The sequence below is a fragment of the Mesorhizobium sp. B2-6-4 genome (genome assembly GCF_006441495.1).
Classification (GTDB): domain Bacteria; phylum Pseudomonadota; class Alphaproteobacteria; order Rhizobiales; family Rhizobiaceae; genus Mesorhizobium.
This window is the reverse complement of record NZ_VFUE01000002.1, coordinates 209,134-230,098: the sequence shown is the minus strand read 5'-3', so window position 1 is coordinate 230,098 and position 20,965 is coordinate 209,134. Positions and strand designations below refer to the sequence as shown.

The 20,965-nt window shown below is 63.4% G+C and carries 17 protein-coding genes; 7 read left to right on the top strand and 10 right to left on the bottom strand.

Features of this window, described 5'->3' with window-relative positions:
* Nucleotides 1–79: 79 nt before the first annotated feature.
* The 8 genes from dapB to FJ426_RS03505 all read right to left on the bottom strand — a co-directional run bounded on the left by dapB (nucleotide 80) and on the right by FJ426_RS03505 (nucleotide 8,722).
* Nucleotides 80–922, bottom strand: coding sequence for a 4-hydroxy-tetrahydrodipicolinate reductase (gene dapB, locus FJ426_RS03540; protein ID WP_140554689.1), 843 nt, complete (start codon nucleotides 920–922; stop codon nucleotides 80–82).
* On the bottom strand, nucleotides 919–2,841 hold the full coding sequence (locus FJ426_RS03535) for an ABC transporter ATP-binding protein (protein WP_140524356.1): 1,923 nt from the start codon (nucleotides 2,839–2,841) through the stop codon (nucleotides 919–921). The genes dapB and FJ426_RS03535 overlap by 4 nt, the downstream gene beginning before the upstream one ends.
* Nucleotides 2,842–2,949: 108 nt before the next feature.
* Nucleotides 2,950–3,975, bottom strand: a complete 1,026-nt coding sequence (locus FJ426_RS03530; protein ID WP_140554690.1) for a glucokinase — start codon at nucleotides 3,973–3,975, stop codon at nucleotides 2,950–2,952.
* A 133-nt stretch (nucleotides 3,976–4,108) separates the two neighbouring features.
* Nucleotides 4,109–4,699 carry a cation transporter gene (locus tag FJ426_RS03525; RefSeq protein ID WP_140491703.1) on the bottom strand — a complete coding sequence of 197 codons (591 nt, stop codon included), beginning with the start codon at nucleotides 4,697–4,699 and terminating at the stop codon, nucleotides 4,109–4,111.
* 67 nt (nucleotides 4,700–4,766) lie between these two features.
* On the bottom strand, nucleotides 4,767–5,849 hold the full coding sequence (gene mepA, locus FJ426_RS03520; RefSeq protein ID WP_140559123.1) for a penicillin-insensitive murein endopeptidase: 1,083 nt from the start codon (nucleotides 5,847–5,849) through the stop codon (nucleotides 4,767–4,769).
* A 146-nt stretch (nucleotides 5,850–5,995) separates the two neighbouring features.
* The gene (locus tag FJ426_RS03515) at nucleotides 5,996–6,898 is read right to left on the bottom strand and encodes an SDR family oxidoreductase (RefSeq protein ID WP_140559124.1); all 903 of its coding nucleotides are present in this window, start codon (nucleotides 6,896–6,898) and stop codon (nucleotides 5,996–5,998) included.
* Entirely contained in the window at nucleotides 6,895–8,049 is a 1,155-nt protein-coding gene (gene queG / locus FJ426_RS03510) for a tRNA epoxyqueuosine(34) reductase QueG (protein WP_140559125.1), read from the bottom strand. Before queG ends, FJ426_RS03515 begins: the two co-directional genes overlap by 4 nt.
* Nucleotides 8,030–8,722 (bottom strand): glutathione S-transferase family protein, encoded by a 693-nt coding sequence (locus FJ426_RS03505; RefSeq protein ID WP_140491712.1) that lies wholly within the window; start codon nucleotides 8,720–8,722, stop codon nucleotides 8,030–8,032. The genes queG and FJ426_RS03505 overlap by 20 nt, the downstream gene beginning before the upstream one ends.
* 318 nt (nucleotides 8,723–9,040) lie before the next feature.
* On the opposite strand from FJ426_RS03505, the gene FJ426_RS03500 reads away from it, so the two are divergent.
* Together FJ426_RS03500 and FJ426_RS03495 are read left to right on the top strand one after the other, a co-directional pair.
* Nucleotides 9,041–9,847 carry an undecaprenyl-diphosphate phosphatase gene (locus FJ426_RS03500; protein WP_140649544.1) on the top strand — a complete coding sequence of 269 codons (807 nt, stop codon included), beginning with the start codon at nucleotides 9,041–9,043 and terminating at the stop codon, nucleotides 9,845–9,847.
* Between the two features lie 244 nt (nucleotides 9,848–10,091).
* Entirely contained in the window at nucleotides 10,092–11,732 is a 1,641-nt protein-coding gene (locus tag FJ426_RS03495) for an ABC transporter substrate-binding protein (RefSeq protein ID WP_140824731.1), read from the top strand.
* A 470-nt stretch (nucleotides 11,733–12,202) separates the two neighbouring features.
* Here the strand turns inward: FJ426_RS03495 and FJ426_RS03485 are convergent, their stop codons facing one another.
* Nucleotides 12,203–14,611: an SIR2 family protein gene (locus FJ426_RS03485; RefSeq protein ID WP_140524373.1), complete on the bottom strand. Its 2,409-nt coding sequence runs from the start codon at nucleotides 14,609–14,611 to the stop codon at nucleotides 12,203–12,205.
* A gap of 386 nt (nucleotides 14,612–14,997) precedes the next feature.
* Nucleotides 14,998–16,803 carry a translation elongation factor 4 gene (gene lepA, locus FJ426_RS03480; protein ID WP_140551741.1) on the bottom strand — a complete coding sequence of 602 codons (1,806 nt, stop codon included), beginning with the start codon at nucleotides 16,801–16,803 and terminating at the stop codon, nucleotides 14,998–15,000.
* 210 nt (nucleotides 16,804–17,013) lie between these two features.
* On the opposite strand from lepA, the gene FJ426_RS03475 reads away from it, so the two are divergent.
* The 5 genes from FJ426_RS03475 (at nucleotide 17,014) to msrA (ending at nucleotide 20,924) form a co-directional block, all read left to right on the top strand.
* Nucleotides 17,014–18,093, top strand: a complete 1,080-nt coding sequence (locus tag FJ426_RS03475; protein ID WP_140824729.1) for a TadE/TadG family type IV pilus assembly protein — start codon at nucleotides 17,014–17,016, stop codon at nucleotides 18,091–18,093.
* Nucleotides 18,094–18,271: 178 nt separating this feature from the next.
* Complete coding sequence (locus FJ426_RS03470; RefSeq protein ID WP_140491726.1) at nucleotides 18,272–18,643, top strand: endonuclease domain-containing protein; 372 nt, start codon at nucleotides 18,272–18,274, stop codon at nucleotides 18,641–18,643.
* A 311-nt stretch (nucleotides 18,644–18,954) separates the two neighbouring features.
* Nucleotides 18,955–19,659, top strand: coding sequence for a DUF1223 domain-containing protein (locus tag FJ426_RS03465; RefSeq protein WP_140759024.1), 705 nt, complete (start codon nucleotides 18,955–18,957; stop codon nucleotides 19,657–19,659).
* 127 nt (nucleotides 19,660–19,786) lie between these two features.
* Nucleotides 19,787–20,065 (top strand): hypothetical protein, encoded by a 279-nt coding sequence (locus FJ426_RS03460; RefSeq protein WP_140524380.1) that lies wholly within the window; start codon nucleotides 19,787–19,789, stop codon nucleotides 20,063–20,065.
* Between the two features lie 133 nt (nucleotides 20,066–20,198).
* A complete protein-coding gene (gene msrA / locus FJ426_RS03455) occupies nucleotides 20,199–20,924 on the top strand; it encodes a peptide-methionine (S)-S-oxide reductase MsrA (protein ID WP_140824728.1) in 726 nt (241 codons plus the stop codon).
* Nucleotides 20,925–20,965: the final 41 nt, after the last annotated feature.

The following is a 20,965-nucleotide window of genomic DNA, read 5'->3' as shown; positions in this document are numbered from 1 at the left end:
GATCTGAGCAATTCCAGCAGAAGTGGGAAGCGGTTTTCTGTCCGGAATTGCATGTGGATGAAGATGGTCCGGGGTCGTTTCAGGCAAGCCCGAGCACGTCCCGCATCGAGTAAAGGCCGGGCTTCCTGCCATGCGCCCACAGGGCTGCCTTGACGGCGCCGCGGGCGAAGATGGTGCGGTCCTCGGCATGGTGGGCCAGCGTGATACGTTCGCCGGTGCCGGCCAGGATCACGCTGTGGTCGCCGACCACCGAGCCGCCGCGCAGGGTTGCGAAGCCTATCGAGCCCGGCTTGCGCACGCCGGTGTGGCCGTCGCGGACGCGCACATCGTTGCCGGCAAGCGGCACGCCACGCCCCGCGGCGGCGGCTTCGCCCAGCAGCAGAGCGGTGCCGGACGGCGCGTCGACCTTGTGCCTGTGATGCATTTCGAGGATCTCGATGTCGAAATCCCCGGCGTCGAGGGCGCGCGCGGCCTGTTCGACCAGCACCGCCAGGAGATTGACGCCGAGGCTCATATTGCCCGACTTGACGATCGTCGCATGGCGCGCCGCGGCGGCGATCCTGGCATTGTCGTCGACCGAGCAGCCGGTCGTGCCGATGACATGGACGATGCGCGCCTGCGCCGCATAGCCGGCGAATTCGACGGTCGCAGCCGGGGCGGTGAAATCGAGCACGCCGTCCGCCCCGGCGAAGGCCGGCAGCGGATCGTCCGATATCGGCACATTGATGATGCCGATGCCGGCAAGCTCGCCCGCATCCTTGCCGAGATAGGGCGATCCTTGCCGCTCGATCGCGCCGGCGACGCGTGCGCCCGGCATTGTGTGGATGGCGCGGATCAGCGTCTGGCCCATGCGGCCGGCGGCGCCCACCACCACCAGGCCCATATCGCCCGCGGGTCTGTCGGCTGTCGGCGTTTCACTCATCTCGCGCTCCCGGCGATGCCCTGCGTCTCGATAGGTTGCGTCGGCCCTGGCGCCGGAGTTTGGATCGGCGCGCCGTCATCGACAAGCCCCAGGCCCTTCCTGCCCTGCACCCGGTGGAAGCGGGAATAGACGCTGTGCGGGTCGGCCATCAGCGAGGCATGGGTGCCCTGTTCGACCAGATGGCCCTGTTCCAGCACGATGATGTGGTCGGCATTGACCACCGTCGACAGCCGGTGGGCGATGACGATGGTGGTGCGCCCCTCCATGACGTGGGTCAGCGCTTCCTGGACCTTGGCTTCCGCCTCATTGTCAAGCGCCGAGGTCGCCTCGTCGAGCAGCAGGATCGGCGCCTGGCGGACGATGGCGCGGGCGATCGACACACGCTGGCGCTGGCCGCCCGACAGCGACGCGCCGTTTTCGCCGACGGGCGTGTCGTAGCCCAGCGGCTGCTGGCGGATGAAGCCGTCGGCCTGGGCCAGTCGCGCGGCCTGCTCGATCTCGGCATCTGTGGCGGAGAGCCGGCCATAGCGGATGTTATCGCGGATGGTGCCTTCGAACAGATAGGGCTGCTGCGAAACATAGGCGATGGAGCTGCGCAGCGATTGCTTGGTGATCTTGGAAATGTCCTGGCCGTCGATCTCGATCGTGCCCGACTCGACGTCGTAGAAACGCTGCAGCAGCGCCACCAGCGTCGTCTTGCCGGCGCCGGAGGCGCCGACGATGGCCGTCATCTTGCCGGCGGCGGCGACGAAACTGAGGTCCTGCAGGACCGGTGCCTCCTCGACATAGCGGAAGCTCACATTGTTGAACCGCACTTCGCCCGTGGTGAAATTGGCCTCGGCGGCTCCCGGCGCATCGCCCTGCTGCGGCTCGAGATCGAGGATTTCGTAGATCATGCGCGCATTGACCAAAGCGCGCTCCATGCCGACCTGCATGCGCGCCAGCCGCCTTGCCGGGTCGTAGGCCAGCATCAGCGCGGTGATGAAGGAGAAGACGGCGCCCGGCGGCTGCCCGAGGACGAGCGCACGATAGCCGGAATAGGCGATGACGCCGGTGACGGCGAGACCGGCCAGCATGTCGGAAATCGGCGACAGCCGTTCCGAAACCCGGGCGATCTTGTTGCCGCGGTGCTCGGCGCTGTTGGCGAGCTGGCTGATGCGTCGCGATAGCTCGTCCTCCATGGTGAAGGCCTTGACGATGGCGATGCCTTGCGTGGCTTCCTGCATGGCGCCGATCAGCCGGGAGTTGATCTGCACCGATTCGCGGGTGATGCGGCGCACCCGGCGCATCAGGTAGACAACGGTGTAGATGAGCGGCGGCCCGATCACCAGCGAGCTGAGCGACAGGACCGGATCCTGGTAGATCATGACGCCGAGCAGCCCGAACAGCGTCACCCCGTCGCGCGCGATCGACGTCAGCGTCATCGACAGCAGGTCGCGAATGCCGTTGACGTTCTCGTTGACCTGCGCCGCCAGCCGGCCCGATCTCGTGTCGTTGAAGAAACCGACGCCGAGCTTCATCAGGTGATCGAAGATGCGGCGCTGGTAGCGCGCAACCAGATTGTTGCCGACGGTCGCCAGCGTCACCGCCTGGCCGTAGCCGGCGAAACCGCGCACGAGAAAGGCGCCCATGACGCCGGCGCAAATCCACACGATCAGATCGCCGCGCCGCTCATAGAAGATCTGGTTGACGACCGGGCTCATGATCCAGGCGGTGAAAGCGGTCGTGGCGGACACCGCCAGCAGGCAGGCCCCGGCAAAGATGTAGGACCACAAATAGTCGCGGCCGTTCTCGGCGATGATACGGCGCAGCACCGCCCAGACCTCGCCAGGGGTGGCTTTCTGCTTATGTGGAGCTTGGAGTGTCAAATCGGGAGCGCTTCGTGGTTTCCGCTTGGTGGGACGGGCTGCACACGGCATCCCTTCTGGCGCCCCTCTTAGCGCCAAGCGGCCGGCTTGCCTATGCCTGCGGCTGATTAACTTCGTCGCGGGGACCGGACGGACGCCTGGTCCGTCATGCGACCCAGCCTAGGCCTGCCAGCGGCGGCCCGCGGTCTGCACGCCGAACAGCGAAGGGTTCCTGGCGTAGGCGGCGAGGCCCAGAAGGGCCGCCAGCGGATGGGTGATGACATAGACGGGCATGGTGCGCATCAATTCGCTGTGCGGGGCCTTGTCCTCGAAGGCGGCGCGGAAATTGCCCTGTTTCAGCGCCGGCACGATCTTCTGCGCGATGCCGCCGGTGAGAAACACACCGCCGCGGCTCATGAACACCAAGGCGAGATCGCCGGCGGTGCGCCCAAGGCAGGTGACGAATATCTCCAGCGCTTCCTGCGCAACCGGATCGGCCCTGGCAAGTGCCGCTGCGGTTATCTCGGCCGGCGTGGTGAAGGGCGACGGCTTGCCGTCCGCCTTGGCCACCGCCCGGTAGACGTTGACCAGACCGCGTCCGCACAGGATCTGCTCGCCCGAAATGCGGCCCTCGATCTTCTCGATATGCGGGAAAACCTCGAAATCCCTGCTAGAACGCGGGCCGATGTCCATATGGCCGCCCTCGCCGGGCACCGGGATCCAGTGGCGCAGCGCGTGCACCAGCCCGGCGACGCCGAGCCCGGTTCCGGGACCGAGCACCACGCGGCCGGCATTGGGCTCCGGCGCGCCGCCGCCGATCTTTTCCATGTGCTCTTCGCCGAGCGCCACGACGGCCAGCGCCTGCGCCTCGAAATCGTTGAGCACGACGATGTCGCTGAGGCCGAGGCTGGCGAACATCTGCCGGGGCTTGACGATCCACGGGCAATTGGTGAGCTCGATCTCGTCGCCATCGACCGGGCCGGCCACCGCCAGCACCGCCGAATTGGGGCGGACCGAGGAGCGGTCGAGCACCGCCGCTTGGATCGCCTCGTCGATTGTGTTGTAGCTGGCGGTCTGGACGATCGCCGGCTCGCCGGCTTCCGAATTGGCGTCGAGCACGACCGAGAAGCGCGCATTGGTGCCGCCGATGTCGCCGATCAGGATCGGGAACCGCAGCGCCGTGTCGTCGTCGCCTGTGTTTGGCATGCTTTCTCGTCCGTCCCCGGCGCCCGACGGCTCATTGCCGTTCTCCCGTTGACTAGCGCATGAGTTTGAAAAGGGAAACGGTTTTCGAAACCGATGGTGCGCACGACCGATTTATGAAGTCGAACGGCCGCGACTAGGCTGCCGCCTTGTGCTCCTCGCGGGCAGCGGACCAGACCTCGCGGGCCGCATCGGCGTTCATGGCGGCAATTCCCAGGCCGACAATCAGGTCGGGCCACGCGGAATGCCAGATCACCGCGGTGAGAAGGCCCGCGGCGATTATGGCGACGTTGGCAAAGGCGTCGTTCCGCGCGGAGAGGAACGCGGCCTTTGTCAGGCTGCCGCCGTGATGGCGGAAGCGCGCCAGCATGAACGCGCAAGACAGATTCACGGCCAAAGCCCCGGCGCCCGCAAGAGACAGCGGCAGCGGCGACGGCGCGACCGGCAGGTTGAACTTGGCCCAAGCCGTCCAGAGCGTTGCCAACGCGGGCACCAGAAGAATCGCCGCCAGAGCCATGCCGACCCTTGCGCGACTGCGGGCGCCCCAGCCCAGGGCAACGAGAATAAGCAAATTGAGCGAGGCATCTTCCAGGAAATCGACGCTGTCCGCGAACAGCGACACGGAGCCGATCGCAGATGCCACGGCGAACTCGACGATGAAGTAGCCCAGGTTCAGAAGGGCCACCCACCGGACGACGCGGCGAAGGCCTATATCCTGCGTTTGCAATGCCGGCCCTCCTGCTCGCGGGGAACGAATGAACGGCGGCGAAGCGCCGGGGCGTCAACTGACGCGGTCAGTTTCCCGGCCGTGGCCGCGGCACCGGCACGCCGATCTCGGGCGTCGCGGTGAAGGCGTTCACCATGCCTGGCAGGCCGGCCGTGCCGCTGGCCGCGGTGGCGGGCAGCGACGGCGCTTCGGGTTCGGGCGCGGCGACCGCGACCGGTACGGCGCCGCCATGATAGGTGGCGGCCTCGACCGAGGCCGGCCCGGGCGCGTCGAGCACGGCGCGGCATTCTCTCGGCAGGTTCGCCATGGTCATCAGGTCGCGCGCCTTGGGCGCATCCGGGTTCTTGTTGGGCCGCCACGGTTCCTGCGTGAACCACCAGGCCAGCGGCTTGCCGCAGCCGTCGTCGGCCGGGGTCGCTTCCTGCGCCTTGCAGTTGGGCGAGCCCGGCTGACAGCCGATGCGCATGTGGAAATGATAGTCGTGGCCCCAGAACGGCCTGATCTTGCGCAGCCAGGAGCGGTCGCCCCTGACGGTGTCGCAGAGCTTCTTCTTGATGCCGGGATTGACCAGGATGCGCTCGACCTCGGGATAGCTCGCCGCGCGCTTCAAAAGCCGCGTATGCGCCGACGTCCACAGCGCGTCCTTCACCAGATGCGTCTTTTCGTCGACCATCAAGGTCGCGCTCATCGTCTCGCGCCGCGCCATCGACAACGGCCGGCTGGGCATCGGCGTCAGCCAGATGTCGGCATCGAGCCCGATCTGGTGCGAGGCATGGCCCGTCAGCATCGGGCCGCCGCGCGGCTGCGCGATGTCGCCGATCAAAAGGCCCGGCCAGCCGTCGGCGACGGCATCGCGCGACAGTTTCTCGACCAGCGCGATCATCGCCGGATGGCCCCAGCGGCGATTGCGCGACGGCCGCATCACCTGCCAGGTCGGGCCGTCCATGGGGATGGCGACGCCGCCGGCAAAGCAGCCCTTGGAGTAGAAGCCGAAGGATTGCGGGGCGGTCGCAGCCGGCAGTTTCTCGGCGCCGAAGAGGTCCTTTGCCCGTTCCTCGGCCATTGCCGGCCGCACGGCGAGACTTGTGAGGGCGAGCAGGCCAAAAGCCGCCAGCTGTGAACGCTTGCCGAGCCGCATCGCTGTCTCCATGAACCCCCGCCGCAAACCCAAGCCCGAATCATAGCACGCAATGGACGTTGCTTCGATCGCCGGAGCGGTTCCGTTTTTCACAAACCGGTCAACCGCCCTGTTTTCTTTTCCGACGCATTCCGGCCCGAAACCGTGTCACGAATGCGTCAGCGCTTCATCGGGCTGCGCGGCGCGCCGTCGCGCCAATCGCCGCTTGCCCACATATGGTCGAAGGCGGCGCGGTAGTCCGGGAAGCGGAACCGGTAGCCCGCCGCCTTGAGCGCCGCGTTGGTGACGCGCTTGTTCTCGCCATAGAAGGACCGCGCCATGGGCGAAAGTTGGGCGGCCTCGAAGGGAATTTCGGGCGGCGGTGTGATGCCCATCAGCGCGGCGGCGTAGCCCACGACGTCCTGCGGCGGCGCGGGCTCATCGTCGGTGACGTTGAAGATGCCGCCTGTATTATCCCCGATGAGATGCCACAGCGCGCCGGCTATGTCGTCGCAATGGATGCGGTTGAACACCTGGCCGGGCTTGACCAGCCGCCGCGCGGTGGCGTTTTCCAGATTGACCAAGGCGTTGCGGCCGGGACCGTAGATGCCGGAGAGCCGCAGTACCGCCACCGGCCGGCCGATCTCGCGGCCAAGCCGCAGCCAGTCCTGCTCGGCCGCCACGCGCATCGCCGAGCGTTTCGACACCGGCCGGCATTGCGCCGTCTCGTCGACCCAGGCGCCGCCATGGTCGCCATACACGCCGACGGTGGAGAGATAGCCGATCCATTCGAGCGCAGGCATCCGCACGATCGCCTCGCGGGCGGCATTCAGCACGGGATCGCCGGCCTCCTCGGGCGCGATCGAGATCACCAGATGGGTTGTTGTCGCCAGCGCATCGCCGATTTCGCCGGTCAGCGCGCCATCGAACAGCAGCGGCGCGATGCCGGCCTGGCGGAGCGCCTCGAATTTTTCCACGGAGCGCGTCGTGCCGCCGACCGTCGTGGCGGACTCCCTGTTGGTGCGCGCAAAAGCGTTGCCCGAATAGCCGGCGCCGAAGATGAATATCCGCTTTTCACTCATGCAGGCGCCCTGGCTGGAACCGGCCGCGCCCATTCCTCGCGCACGGCCGCGTCGCTCTCGGTTTTCAGGCCGGCTGCGGCGCGTTCGCAATATTCGGCCTCCGGCACCAGCCGCGCCAGCGCCCATATTGCCGCGCCCCGCACCAGCGGCGAGGCGTCGGCGAGCAAGGCGCGCACGGCGCCGGCAAGCGCTGCATCGCCGGAATTGCCGGCGGCGATCAGCACGTTGCGGACAAAGCGGTCGCGGCCGATGCGCTTGACCGGCGAGCCGGAAAAGAAGGCGCGAAAGGCCGTGTCGTCCAGCCGCAGGAGATCGGCCAGCGCCGGCTCGCGTAGATCGTCGCGCGCGGCGAGCTTGGCCTCGGACGCCACCTTGGCGAACTTGTTCCATGGGCAGGCGGCGAGACAGTCGTCGCAGCCATAGATGCGGTTGCCGATCGCCTCGCGGAATTCATGCGGGATCGGCTCCTTGTTCTCGATGGTGAGATAGGAGATGCAGCGCCGCGCATCGAGCCGGTAGGGCGCCGGGAAGGCATCGGTCGGGCAGGCGTCGAGGCAGGCGCGGCAGGAGCCGCAATGGTCCTCCTCCGGGACGTCCGGGACCAGTTCGGCCGTCGTGAAAATGGTGCCGAGGAACAGCCAGGAACCATGCTGCCGGCTGACCAGATTGGTGTGCTTGCCTTGCCAGCCGAGCCCGGCGGCCTCGGCCAGCGGCTTTTCCATGACGGGCGCGGTGTCGACGAAGACTTTGACGTCGCCTCCCGCCCGCGCCACGATCTTGCCGGCGATTTCCTTCAGCCGGCCCTTCATCACATCGTGATAGTCGCGGTTTTGCGCATAGACCGAGATCGCGCCCCGGTCGCGCCTGGCCAACAGGTCACGCGGATCGTGGTCCGGCCCGTAATTCATCGCCAGCACGACGATCGAACGCACCTGCGGCCACAGGCTTGACGGCTCGCTGCGGCGTTGCAGCGTCTCGGCGATCCAGCCCATGGAGCCATGGAACCCGTCCGCGACAAAGGCGGCGAGCCGGGCCGGCGCCAGCGGGATCGCATCGGGGGTGGTGACGGCGACCGCCTCGAAACCGGCGCGCCGCGCCTGCGCGTCGATCAGCGCGCGCAGTTTTGCGGCGTCAGAAGTCGAGGTCCGCATAATGCGACACCGGCGACAGGCCGCGCACCCGGTCGGTCAACAGCGGCCGGAACGAAGGCCGCGACTTGACCCGCGTGTACCATTCGCGCGCGGCGGTGTGCTCGCGCCAGTCGATCTCGCCGAGATAGTCGAGCACCGAAAGGGTGGCGGCGGCGGCGAGGTCGGCATAGGTGACCCTCGATCCGGCCAGCCAGTGGCGGGTGCCGGCCAGCCAGTTGGTGTATTTCATGTGCTGGCGGATGTTGGCCCGCGCCGCACGGATGGCGGCCGAATCGGGCGAGCCGCCGCCGGCGGTTTCCGGCATGACCGGCTTCAGCACGCGCTCGCGCACCAGATGCCGGGTGACCTCGCTCTCGGCCTTGTGGAGATACCAGTCGGTCAGCCGGCGGATCTCGGCGCGCTGCATCGGGTCCTCGGCGAACAGGCGCTTGTCGCGCTTCAGGACGCCGCGCGTCTCGTCGAGATATTCCGAGATGACCGTGGCGCCGACGATCGGCACGTCGCCCTCGGCCAAAAGGATCGGCAGCGTGCCGGCCGGGTTCAGCGCCAAGAACTCCTTGCGCCGCGTCCACGGCTTCTCCTCGATCAGCGCCAGCTCCTCGCCATACTCGCCGAAAGCGAGGCGCACGAACCGGCAGGAGGCGAACATGGGATGATGGAAAAGCGTCAGCATGGTTCCGCGATGATAAAGCGCACTGGTGGTTTGGATTTGAAGTTCCTGTCCCCTCAACGGCATCCGCGTTCAGGAACTTCAAATTCAAACCACACCAGAACTTGAAGTTGGCAGTGTGGCTCAGAATCCGGAATTCGCGCATCGCGCTCCTCCCGGCTGTGGCGAATTCCGGATTGCCACACTGGCGAATCGCCCGGCGCACCGGTAAGTCTTGGCCGCCCGATAAGCGGGCCGTCAGGGTGTTGCGACCTATAGGGGGAGTTCGGCGCCATGACAAGCAAGCCCTGTCAGCCCATCCCGCGAATGCCGAGGTAGCCAATGGAAAGCCAGACAATCGTCGAAGCCCTGCTGCTCGGTCTGCTGGAGGGATTGACCGAGTTCATTCCGGTGTCCTCGACCGGCCATATCCTGCTCGCCGGCCACTTTCTCGGCTTCCACTCGACCGGCAAGGCCTTCGAGATCCTGATCCAGCTCGGCGCCATCCTGGCCATTCTGAGCGTCTATTTCCGGCGCTTGTGGCAGATGCTGCTCGACCTGCCGCATGACCGGCTGACGCGGCATTTCGTCATCGGCATCCTCATCGCCTTCCTGCCGGCGGCCATCATCGGCGCGCTGGCGCATGATTTCATCAAGACCATCCTGTTCGAATCGCCGCGGCTGATCTGCATCATGCTGATCATCGGCGGCGTGGTGCTGCTCGTCGTCGACCGCATGAAGCTGAAGCCGATGTACCGCGACGTCGAACGCTTCCCGACGCGGCTCTATTTGCAGATCGGGCTGTTCCAGTGCCTGTCGCTGATCCCCGGCACTTCACGCTCGGGCTCGACCATCGTCGGCGCCCTGCTGCTTGGCGTCGACAAGCGGGCGGCGGCGGAATTTTCCTTCTTCCTCGCCATCCCCACCATGGTCGGCGCCTTCGCCTTCGACCTGTTCAAGAACCGCAACGTGCTGACGTCGGCCGACCTGCCGATCATCGCCGTCGGCTTCGTCGCCGCCTTCGTCACCGCGCTGCTGGTGGTGCGCCTGCTGCTCGATTACGTCTCGCGCAAGGGCTATGCGCTGTTCGGCTGGTGGCGGCTGGTGGTCGGCATCGTCGGGCTCGCCGCGCTGATGATCTGGGGGTGACCTCGTCATCCACGGGCGAAGCAAGGAGCGCAGCGACGCCGCGCAGACCCGTGGATGACGAAGGTGAAGGCCTTCGCGCGCCCCCTTCATGCGAACCTCCTGCGGAGCAGCGCACAAGTCTTGCGGATTCCAGAACACTCCGCTGCGTAAGCTCGCCCTATCATCCCTCAGGCAATGGCGTCCGGCGAGCCGCATCCGCCCCCGCGCACGCGGTCGGCCGGGCGCCCAACAAGAGGGAACGACGATGAAATTCATGCTGACCGGCAGGAAATTGCACCCGAAAGCCAAACCCGTCGCCGAGGATTTCAGGAGCGGCGCCATCAACCGGCGCGAATATTTTGCGCTCATGGCCGGGCTCGGCGTCAGCGCCGCCGGCGCTTTTGCCCTGGGCGGGCTGGCGCCCACGCCCGCCCGCGCGGCGGAGCCCAGGAAGGGCGGCGTGCTGCGCGTCGCCATGAACGTCAAGGGTTTCAAGGATCCGCGCACCTTCGACGGCGTCGAAATGTCCAACGTCGCGCGCCATTGCAACGAATATCTGGTGCGCTGGAACACCGATTTCTCGTTCGAGCCCTGGCTGCTCGAAAAATGGGAGATGAGCGACGACGCCAAGACGCTCACGCTGCATGTGCGCAAGGGTATCACCTGGTCGAACGGCGATGCCTTCAGCGCCGACGATGTCGTCCACAACCTCAACCGCTGGTGCGAGGCCGGCGTTGCCGGCAATTCGGTCGCCGCGCGCATGGGCGCGCTGGTCAATGCCGACACCAAGAAGGTGGTCGATGGCGGCATCGAGAAGGTCGACGACTTCACCATCAAGCTCAACCTGCCCAAGCCGGACATTTCGCTGATCGCCGGCATGGCCGACTATCCCGCTTTGATCATGCACCGCTCCTATGATGGCGACGGCGATCCGCTGAAGGCACTTTCGATCACCACCGGCCCTTGCGAGCTGGTGAAGTGGGATGCCGAGACGGGAGCGGAGGTGAAGCGCAAGGACAAGCCCTGGTGGAAGGGCGAATTCTGGCTCGACGGCATCCAGTGGATCGACTACGGCTCCGACCCCAACGCCATGCTGTCGGCGTTCGAATCCGGCGAGATCGACACCGACCACGAGACCGCCTCCGATGCCGTCTCGCAGACCGAGCAGATGGGCCTGAAGAATTCCGAGATCGCCACCGGCTCCACCATCGTCGCCCGCTTCAACGTCGCCAACGCGCCCTATGACGACATCAAGATGCGCCGCGCCGCCCAGCTCGCCGTCGACAACTCGGCCGTCCTGGCGCTCGGCCTCGGCGGCCGCGGCAAGCCCGCCGACAACCACCATGTCGGCCCCATGCATCCCGAATATGCCGATATCGGCCCGGCCAAGCGCGACGTGGACGCCTCGAAGAAGCTGCTGGCCGAGTCCGGCAAGGCCGACCATGAATACGACCTCATCTCGGTCGACGTCGAATGGCAGAAGAGCACCGGCGACGCCATAGCGGCGCAGATGCGCGAGGCCGGCCTCAAGATCAAGCGCACCGTGCTGCCCGCCGCCACCTTCTGGAACGACTGGAGCAAATATCCCTTCTCCTGCACCGAGTGGCTCGGACGCCCGCTCGGCGTCCAGGTGCTGGCGCTGGCCTATAAATCGGGCGCCGCCTGGAACGAAAGCGCCTACGCCAACAAGGAGTTCGACGAACTGCTAGACAAGGCGCTTGCCACCCCCGACGCCGCCCAGCGCAAGGAGATCATGGCCGGCATCGAAAAGAATTTGCGCGACTCCGGCATCATCATCCAGCCCTACTGGCGCTCGGTCTACCGGACGTATCGCAAGGGGGTTGAGGGCTGCGAGCAGCACCAGGCGCTGGAGCAGCATTTCGAGAAGGTTTGGCTGGAGGGGTGAGGCCAGCGCCGACCTGATCTCCTCGCCCCCACGAAAGTGGGGGTCCGAAGGACGGGCGAGACCCGTGGCTCGCCCCAGGGCGGTGGCCTCGCGCAGCGAGGCCGGATGAGGGGTGCTCCAGCTTGGCGCTCCGTCAACAGCGAACCAAACCAGAAAACCCCAACGCCTCACTCCGCTGGAACACCCCTCAACCGTCTCGGCGCTGCGCGCCGATCCACCTTCTCCCACAAGGGGAGAAGGCAAGCCGCCGCAACGCCGGCGCTTTTCTGCAACGCTAGCGATTGCCGAAAGCAGCGACAACAGCGTCCTTCGCCCCGTTTACGGGGAGAAGATGGCCAGATGAGGGGCGGCGCCAACGCCTGAAATTGAAGCGCACATTCGCAAATGTCCAAAGATGGAACGCCTGTGATATTTCCGCGTGGCTAATCAGCCCGAAACAGCTAAAGTTATCAGGCACGCTGCCTAGCTCATTACCCCAAGGCCTTCAGCAGCTCACCAAGGTTAGCAAGGCACTGCTCCACGTGATGATGCTTTTTGGTGTTTCTTGGTATCAACCTAGCCCGAGATATAACTTCTTCAGCGCTCTTCCTTATGACATTTTTCTGGTTGGCGTCATAGTTCATGCCACGAGCGATGTAGAATGCTAAGTATCCGGACGCAACTCTAAATGGGTAGTAGGCGTCTTCCTCTTTGACCGCCTGCTTGACTAACAATGAGTGCGCGTCCAAGAAAACTTTGAAATCATCCCGATAAGAAACATCCTTCGTTCTACTTTCGAGCAGAAAACGGGCATAATGATTATCGATCTGAAAGGTATCGAAGTTTGCCTTCCTATTTGCGTGGCTGTATGCTGTTCTGAAATGAATTTCACATGCCGGGTAATTGCCATCTTCCAGCCTAGATATCGCAAACTGCAGCCAGAACAGTGGGTTCCTCGCCATGGACGGCAACTCTTTCAGACGATCGTATATTACTTTATATTTGTCACCCATCTTCCGACGAGCAAATATTCTATCTATAAAGCTAAATCGGATTAGCTCCTTCTGGAGCTCAAAAAACAACTTATTCTGACCAACCCGCTCACATCTCTTTACAACGTCCACTATAAGGTCGACCACATAGTCAACATCGACTACATGTTGCAATACATACTCGCCGAACACAGCCGACTTCAACTGAATATTGCCATGTCGCCTTTCTATTATTTCCATCGAGAATTGATTATTTATAAGCTCTCTTTTCGTAAAAACATCGATGCCAGATAGTTGGCCGACGAGCATTATATCAGGGTGGAACCCAGCAATATCCAAAAACAGCGTTATACAAATTATGCGGAGCGCTTCACTGCTCGGCTGTTCATTAAAAGCCTTGATAATCTTCTCTCGAATAGATGGAGATTTGAAAAGAGAAACAAGTAAATTCCTGATTTCAGCCTTACACTCACTGTGAACGTAGTACTCCTTGTCCTTCTGGCTTCTATTCGAGAAGTCTGCCCACAGTCCATTGTCGTCGATAACTTTAACGAAAGACTGCACGTCATTGCTACTAAGCTTGTTTACATCATACTCTGTATAATTATCGCCTAAGATCTCAGTTACTCTGTACGACCTTAACTCATATATCGATGAGCGTGTCATGGCGACAACTGACGCGCCTGGAATCTCGGATAGAATGATTTTGACAGTTTCGGAGAAACGGAAAACATCGTCAACGAAGAATATCGGATCGACAAAGCGGGACGATACAATTGCTAGGTCTTGGCCAAGCGTCTCATCCGAGGCGTTAACATGAAGAACCGTTCGACCCGTTTGGAGAAGGCGCATTTTGACCGATTCTGACAGCACGGACTTGCCGTTACCCAGATCTGAGTGAATCAAAATGCGTGAGGGACCGTTCGAAAGTCGATCCAGTATGGCGGACTCGACCTCTCGACGAACTACGTAGGGAGTACCGTGAATCCCTTGGCCTAATAGAGCTGGGTAATCTGTACCACCATACAACAGTAATTTCAGAACGTCGTCACTGGTAGGTCGGCGAGAGTCAGTTGGTAAAGATTCCAGCTCGAATGAAATTAACTCCTGAGCTGTCCGCTCAGCACGTTTCACTTGCAGGACAATTTCGGCGAATTGTTCAACACCGATGTTTAACACCGTTCCGTATTGCTCCAGCTCTCTCCTTAAAACAGGATCGATGTCATCGACTTCGATGAAGAATAACCGCGATTTCAACACGGGGTCCGAATATAATATTCTGGCAATGTCAATATCATAAACGCTGTAGCCTATTATTACCGCGCAGCCCGCGATTGACAAATCCGTTTTAAATCTCCAGTACCACGGCGATTCAACGAATGTATTCGTTAAATAGCTAGCTTTAGTTAACTTTATGCGAGATGCGAAGTCGGGGAAATCGACCCCATCCAAGATCCCGTTGATATGAACCACTGACGTATTGCCAGGCTTTTCCGGCACGCTTTGAGATGCCGTGCAGTCTATGGGGTTCGAAGCTACGCTCCGCCTTGACCGCGAAATTTCGATCACACTGTCATAGTTTGTAGTGTATATCCTTTTCCAAGAGAATGCTGCCACATCTCCGATGTATTGCGGTATGTCTTGGGGTAGTAATTTGGCCTTTAACAGCTCGAATAGCGTATGCTCGCCCAACTTGTGTATGTACTCTCGCGATATCGTATCGAGCTCATATTTTATAGGGATATTTAGCTGTTCGTGAAGCAGCCGTATCAGAGCTCGTCCAGTTGGCAGCCGGTCGCCGTTTTTGTCCAACGCATTTGCCGAAAATCCCGAGCCAACAAACAGAAGAGGAAAGGACGATGATAAGCCCTCGATGAGTGCAGCCAGACCATCTTTGTCATCGCTCATCGATTACTCCAGTTTGAATGCGACTGTCTTCTTGGTTGTCTATCTTTACCAGTGGAGAGCGGATTGAATTTTCGCATCTTTGAGGGAACGACTATGCATGTTACGTAGACTCTTCTCAATCCCCAACGTCAACGCTGAATAAACCCGTCATTTGGATATCTATTTTGTCGAACCGGGGGCATGCCGCTTGCCAGCATGCCAGCGCCAACTGCTCACAACACCGCCCGTGGGTTCCGGCAAGATACAGCACCGTCGCCATCACTAGGCGTTGTGATCAATCTCCACCGCTCAGTTCCCCCCGCTGCGCTGGGGCTCCCCCGCTTTCGAAGCCTGCCATCGATCCACCGGATCGATGGCTTGGCGCGCTCTGCGCGCCAACCGCCCGCTCAATCCCCCATCTTCAAGGCCTGGATAAACGCCTCCTGCGGAATATCCACCTTGCCGAACTGGCGCATCCGCTTCTTGCCCTCTTTCTGCTTGTCCAAGAGCTTGCGCTTGCGGCTCACGTCGCCGCCGTAGCACTTCGCGGTGACGTCCTTGCGCAGCGCCGAGATGGTTTCGCGGGCGATGACCTTGCCGCCGATCGCGGCCTGGATCGGGATCTTGAAGAGGTGGTGCGGGATCAGCTCCTTGAGTTTCTCGCACATCTGGCGGCCGCGCTTTTCCGCCGCCGTGCGGTGGACCAGCATGGAGAGCGCGTCGACCGGCTCCTCATTGACCAGGATCGACATCTTCACCAGGTCGCCCTCGCGATAGTCGGTGAGGTGATAGTCGAACGAGGCGTAGCCCTTGGAGATCGACTTCAGCCGGTCGTAGAAATCGAAGACGACTTCGTTGAGCGGCAGATCGTAGGTCAGCATGGCGCGCTTGCCGACATAGGAGAGGTCGGCCTGGATGCCGCGCCGGTCCTGGCAGAGTTTCAATATGCCGCCGAGATAGTCGTCAGGGGTGAGGATGGTGGCGCGGATCCACGGCTCCTCGATGGCCGAGATCTTGACCACGTCGGGCATGTCGGCCGGGTTGTGCAGTTCCTTCACCGAGCCGTCATTGAGCAGCAGCCGGTAGACGACCGATGGCGCGGTGGCGATCAGGTCGAGGTTGAACTCGCGCTCCAGCCGCTCCTGGATGATTTCCAGATGCAGCAAGCCGAGGAAGCCGCAGCGATAGCCGAAGCCGAGCGCCGCGCTGGTTTCCATTTCATAGGAGAAGGAGGCGTCGTTGAGGCGCAGCTTGCCGACGGCGGCGCGCAGATCCTCGAAATCGGCGGCGTCGACCGGGAACAGGCCGCAGAACACCACAGGCTGCGCCGGCTTGAAGCCGGGCAAAGCGTGCGCGGTCTGGCGCTTGTCCTCGGTGATGGTGTCGCCGACGCGGGTGTCGGCCACTTCCTTGATCGAGCCGGTGAAGAAGCCGAACTCGCCGGGGCCGAGTTCGTCGACATTGATGCGGGCGGGCGTGAACACGCCGGTGCGCTCGACCAGGTATTTGGCGCCGGTGCCCATCATGCGGATGGTCTGGCCCTTTTTCAGCACGCCGTCGATGACGCGCACCAGAACGATGACGCCGAGATAGGCGTCGTACCAGCTGTCGACCAGCATCGCCTTCAAGGGCGCGGTCGCGTCGCCCTCGCGCGGCGGCGGCAATTGGTGGACGATGGCTTCGAGCACATCGGGAATGCCAAGGCCGGTCTTGGCCGAGATCAGCACGGCGTTGGAAGCGTCGATGCCGATCACCTCCTCGACCTGCTCGCGGATGCGCTCGGGCTCGGCGGCCGGCAGGTCGACCTTGTTCAGCACCACGACGATCTCATGGTTGTTGTCGATGGCCTGGTAGACGTTGGCCAGCGTCTGGGCTTCGACGCCCTGAGAGGCGTCGACCACCAGCAGCGAGCCTTCGCAGGCGGCCAGCGAGCGCGACACTTCATAGGCGAAGTCGACATGGCCGGGCGTATCGATGAGGTTGAGGATATAGTCCTCGCCATTGTTGGCGCGGTACTTCAGCCGCACCGTCTGCGCCTTGATGGTGATGCCGCGCTCGCGCTCGATGTCCATCGAGTCCAGCACCTGCTCCTTCATGTCGCGCAGCTCCAGCCCGCCGGTGAGCTGGATCAGGCGGTCGGCAAGGGTGGATTTGCCATGGTCGATATGGGCGACGATGGAGAAATTCCTGATGTGGTCGAGGGGCGTGCTCATGCCGCGCGCTTTAGCAGGGGCGGCTTGCTGCGGCAAGGCTTGCGGCGCAAGGGGCGCCTTGGCCATCACAAAGCGGTGAGCCGGGCGGAAAAGCCCGAAACAGCGGGCGGGTGCGGCCGGATGCTTAAACTTTGAACGATCCTCTTAGACCCCGGTTTGCCGGCGCATGTTAGTTCCCCCGCAGGTAACCGTCTTTTGGGGTAAGAAAAAATGCCGGGGCTTGCAGGAAGGTTCGCCCGCTCTCGCAGCGGCTCGATGATGCCGCTGTTCTTCATCAGCCTGGTGCCGCTGGTCACCGTCGTCGGCTTCTCGGTCGACTATACATCGGCGGTCCAGACCCGGTCCAACATGCAGCAGGCGCTCGACGCGGCGACGCTGGCCATCACCACGCTGCCGAAGACGACGACGCTGGCGACCCGCCAGCAGATGCTACAGGACACCTTTGCCGCCAATGGCGGGCAAGGCACCGCCACGCTGGTGAGCTTCACCATCGCGGCCAACGGCACCGCCACGGCGCAGGCCTCGGCGAGCTTCGCCATGCCGACCGACTTCATGCAGATCGCCAGGATCAACACCGTGCCGGTCGGCGTCACCTCGGCGGTCAACAAGGCGGCGGCCCTGGTGCAGACCACCTTCAAGATCGAGAAGGCGTCGGGCTGGTGGGACAAGACGATGTATCTCTACGGCACGCGATTCGGCTCGACCACGAAGCAGAAGCTGATGCAGATCAGCTATGTCTACAACAAGGGCGGCGACCCCAAGGGCTATGGCACCACCACCGTCTCCACCGTGAGCGGCACCACGCTTACCCAGGTGCAGCAGCAGGTGTGCAACACCACGGCGGTCGCCAATTTCAACAACACGCCCTCCGGCGCCATCACCAGCACCGACGGCAACGGCGTCATGCGGCAGACCGTCTGCACCACCACGCCGGCCAACAGCACCGGCGCGGTCATCGACGTCAGCCAGATGGACCAGCTCTATCTGGAGATGAACGTGCCTTCCGCCGCGACGGCCAAACCGGCCCAGCCGACCACGCTCAGGTCGAACGACCCGAACACCTCGAACCGGCTCTATATCGGCACCAGCCCGACCGACATGCCCGAAATCGCCACGGGCCAGACCGTCGATATCTTCACCGCCGTGCCGTGCGGCCAGACGGGCTACCAGGCCTGGGAAGACGGCGGCTCCGCCGTGCCGGCGCCTGTCGTCAACGCCGACTTCTTCTACACCGTGATGGGCAAATGCGACTTCAACCAGCGCCCCTCGCAAACGGTGCTGACGCAGTGACACTGCGGCTTCTTCCTTCTCCCCTTGTGGGAGAAGGTGGCCTCGCGAAGCGAGGTCGGATGAGGGGTGTTCCAGGCAACGCCAACGCCTCACTCCGCTGGAACAGCCCTTTTGCGCTCGGCCTCGTCCCGTCCGCCGGGGCTATAGACGGATCGCAGCGTTCGACTAGTCTGGCGCCATGCCGCACCAACCCGTCACCCCCGCCAAGCGCAACTTTGCTCGCTCGCTCCGCCGTGACATGACGGAAGCGGAAGACAGGCTTTGGCAGGAACTGCGAGACCGCAGACTGGACCGGATCAAATTCAGGCGCCAGGTTCCTTTTGGAAAATACATTGCCGATTTCGTTTGCCTCGAAGCCGGGCTGATTATCGAGATCGACGGCAGCCAACACGCGGACTCGGATGCTGACCGGATCCGCAAGGCCGAGCTGGAGGCTAGGGGTTTTCGCGTTCTGCGCTTCTGGAACGACGATGTCCTGAAAGAGATGAATGCCGTTTGCGACACGATCATCGCCTATGTGCGGGACAGAAGTCTGCAGCCCTGGAGATAGTGGCGCCGTTTTCCCTTCTCCCCTTGTGGGGTCCGAAGGACGGGGCGGGACGCGTGGCTCGCCCCCGGGCGGTGGCCTGGCGAAGCGAGGTCGGATGAGGGCTGTTCCAGGAAACGCCAACGTCTCACTCCGCTGGAACACCCCTCAACCGTCTCGGCGCTGCGCGCCGATCCACCTTCTCCCACAGGGGGAGAAGGAAGAACCCGCTGGCGCTCAATCACAAACCGGTGAGCGCTGTAACGAAGCGATAATTGGCGGCGAAGTGGGGATATGAGCGGCGCATCGCGGCGCCGTCGCCCACGGAGCATTCCATGTCGCAAGCCAAACGCAGCAGGTTCCTCGCAGTGTCCAGCCTGGGCGCGCTTGCGCTCGCGGCGTCGCTCGGTGCGGCCGCGGCGCAGCCGCTTACCATTGTCGAGCTGTTCACCAGCCAGGGCTGTTCGTCCTGCCCGCCGGCCAATGCCAACCTGATCAAGGTCAAGGACCAGCCCGGCGTGCTGGCGCTGTCCTTCAATGTCACCTACTGGGACTATCTCGGCTGGAAGGACATTTTCGGCCGGCAGGAGTTCACGCAACGTCAGGTGAGCTACGAGCCGCCGCTCGGCCGTGACGGGCCGTTCACGCCGCAGGTGGTGGTCAACGGCCGTGCCGATGCGGTCGGCGCCGCGCCCGGCGAGATCGAACGGCTGATTGCGGCGAGCGGCCGCATCAAGGGGCCGTCGCTGTCGCTCGATGGCGGCAAGGCCAGCATCGGCGCGGGGAGCGTGCCGGGCGGCAAAGCCGACATCTGGCTGGTGCGCTATGCCAGGGGCGTCGTCGAGGTGCCCGTGGCGCGCGGCGAGAACACCGGCCGCACCTTGCCGCACGGCAATGTCGTGCATGCGCTGAAAAAGCTCGGCAGCTGGACCGGAGAGGCCACGACGCTCGACGTGCCGGCCGCCGCCCATGGCCTCAGCACCGCCGTGCTGGTGCAGTCGCCCGGCGGCGGGCCGATCCTGGCCGCCGCCGCCGATTAGCTTGCCTCCGGGAACTTCCCGGTTGCGGGGAGAGACCATGCCCGATCAGAAATTGCGCAACGCCGCGCCTGCGGCGCCGCAACAGCAGGCCGCCGCGAGGGCGCGCCACCCAACCAAGGAGACCATCATGACCGTTCTTTCCCGCCTGACGCTGCCGGCGCTTGCGCTCGCTTTGTGCTCGACGGCATTGCTGGCCGGCGGCATCGCCCGGGCCGACGAGGCCACCAACGCCATGAAACCCGCCGCCGACGCGATGAAACCGGCAACCGATGCAATGAAGCCGGCCGACCCGATGGCCACCAATGCCATGAAGCCCGCCGCCGATGCGATGAAACCGGCGGACGCCATGAAGCCGGCGGCTGACGCGATGAAGCCGGCGACGGATGCGATGAAGCCTGCCAACTAGGTCAAGCCGCGGCGGAGAGTTACGCACCCGCTGGGGCCGCACGAGAATGTGAGCCTCCGCCGCAACTCGCGCATCGCACCGGCTCCGCTAATTCAATAGACTGGACCCTATGCAAGCCATGAGGAGTGCAACCATGACCGACATCAAGAACCGTTCGAGCGGCCTCGTCCGCGGCGCGCTCGCAGCTTTCGCGCTCGCCGTCGCGGGCGCCGCCTTCTGGCTCACCCCAGCGGTTTCGGCGGAGGATGCCGTGGTGATCCCGCCACCGGCGCTGGATGAAAAGGCCGCGGGCGGCAGCGAGACGGCAGTGTTCGCCGGCGGCTGCTTCTGGGGCGTGCAGGGCGTGTTCCAGCACGTCAAGGGCGTCACCAAGGCGGTCTCGGGCTATACCGGCGGCGCCAAGGACGACGCCGTCTACGAGACCGTGGGCACCGGCCGCACCGGCCATGCCGAATCCGTCGAGATCACCTACGATCCCTCCAAAGTCACCTATGGCCAGCTGCTGCAGGTGTATTTCTCGGTCGCCCACAATCCGACCCAGCTCAACTATCAGGGTCCCGACCAGGGCACGCAGTACCGCTCGACGATCTTCGCCGAAAACGACACGCAGAAGAAGATCGCGCAGAGCTACATCGCCCAGCTCGACAAGGCCAAGCTGTTCGGCAAACCCATCGTCACCACGATCGAAACCGGCAAGACCTTCTACCCGGCCGAGGAGTATCACCAGGACTTCCTGACGCTCAACCCGACCTATCCCTACATCGTCTACAACGACCTGCCAAAGGTGGCGAATTTGAAGACGCTGTTCCCGCAGCTTTACAGCGACAAGCCGGTGCTGGTGCTGTCGGCCAGCAATTGAGGTTCAGAAGCGGAGGCGCTGGCGGGAAGCGCCTCTCCTGC

Bases quoted from the DNA above. Each gene is read 5' to 3' on its own strand.
- dapB (WP_140554689.1), bottom strand. From the start codon at position 922: ATGAGTGAAACGCCGACAGCCGACAGACCCGCGGGCGATATGGGCCTG.
- FJ426_RS03535 (WP_140524356.1), bottom strand. From the start codon at position 2,841: ATGCCGTGTGCAGCCCGTCCCACCAAGCGGAAACCACGAAGCGCTCCC.
- FJ426_RS03530 (WP_140554690.1), bottom strand. From the start codon at position 3,975: ATGCCAAACACAGGCGACGACGACACGGCGCTGCGGTTCCCGATCCTG.
- mepA (WP_140559123.1), bottom strand. From the start codon at position 5,849: ATGGAGACAGCGATGCGGCTCGGCAAGCGTTCACAGCTGGCGGCTTTT.
- FJ426_RS03515 (WP_140559124.1), bottom strand. From the start codon at position 6,898: ATGAGTGAAAAGCGGATATTCATCTTCGGCGCCGGCTATTCGGGCAAC.
- queG (WP_140559125.1), bottom strand. From the start codon at position 8,049: ATGCGGACCTCGACTTCTGACGCCGCAAAACTGCGCGCGCTGATCGAC.
- FJ426_RS03505 (WP_140491712.1), bottom strand. From the start codon at position 8,722: ATGCTGACGCTTTTCCATCATCCCATGTTCGCCTCCTGCCGGTTCGTG.
- FJ426_RS03500 (WP_140649544.1), top strand. From the start codon at position 9,041: ATGGAAAGCCAGACAATCGTCGAAGCCCTGCTGCTCGGTCTGCTGGAG.
- FJ426_RS03495 (WP_140824731.1), top strand. From the start codon at position 10,092: ATGAAATTCATGCTGACCGGCAGGAAATTGCACCCGAAAGCCAAACCC.
- FJ426_RS03485 (WP_140524373.1), bottom strand. From the start codon at position 14,611: ATGAGCGATGACAAAGATGGTCTGGCTGCACTCATCGAGGGCTTATCA.
- lepA (WP_140551741.1), bottom strand. From the start codon at position 16,803: ATGAGCACGCCCCTCGACCACATCAGGAATTTCTCCATCGTCGCCCAT.
- FJ426_RS03475 (WP_140824729.1), top strand. From the start codon at position 17,014: ATGCCGGGGCTTGCAGGAAGGTTCGCCCGCTCTCGCAGCGGCTCGATG.
- FJ426_RS03470 (WP_140491726.1), top strand. From the start codon at position 18,272: ATGCCGCACCAACCCGTCACCCCCGCCAAGCGCAACTTTGCTCGCTCG.
- FJ426_RS03465 (WP_140759024.1), top strand. From the start codon at position 18,955: ATGTCGCAAGCCAAACGCAGCAGGTTCCTCGCAGTGTCCAGCCTGGGC.
- FJ426_RS03460 (WP_140524380.1), top strand. From the start codon at position 19,787: ATGACCGTTCTTTCCCGCCTGACGCTGCCGGCGCTTGCGCTCGCTTTG.
- msrA (WP_140824728.1), top strand. From the start codon at position 20,199: ATGACCGACATCAAGAACCGTTCGAGCGGCCTCGTCCGCGGCGCGCTC.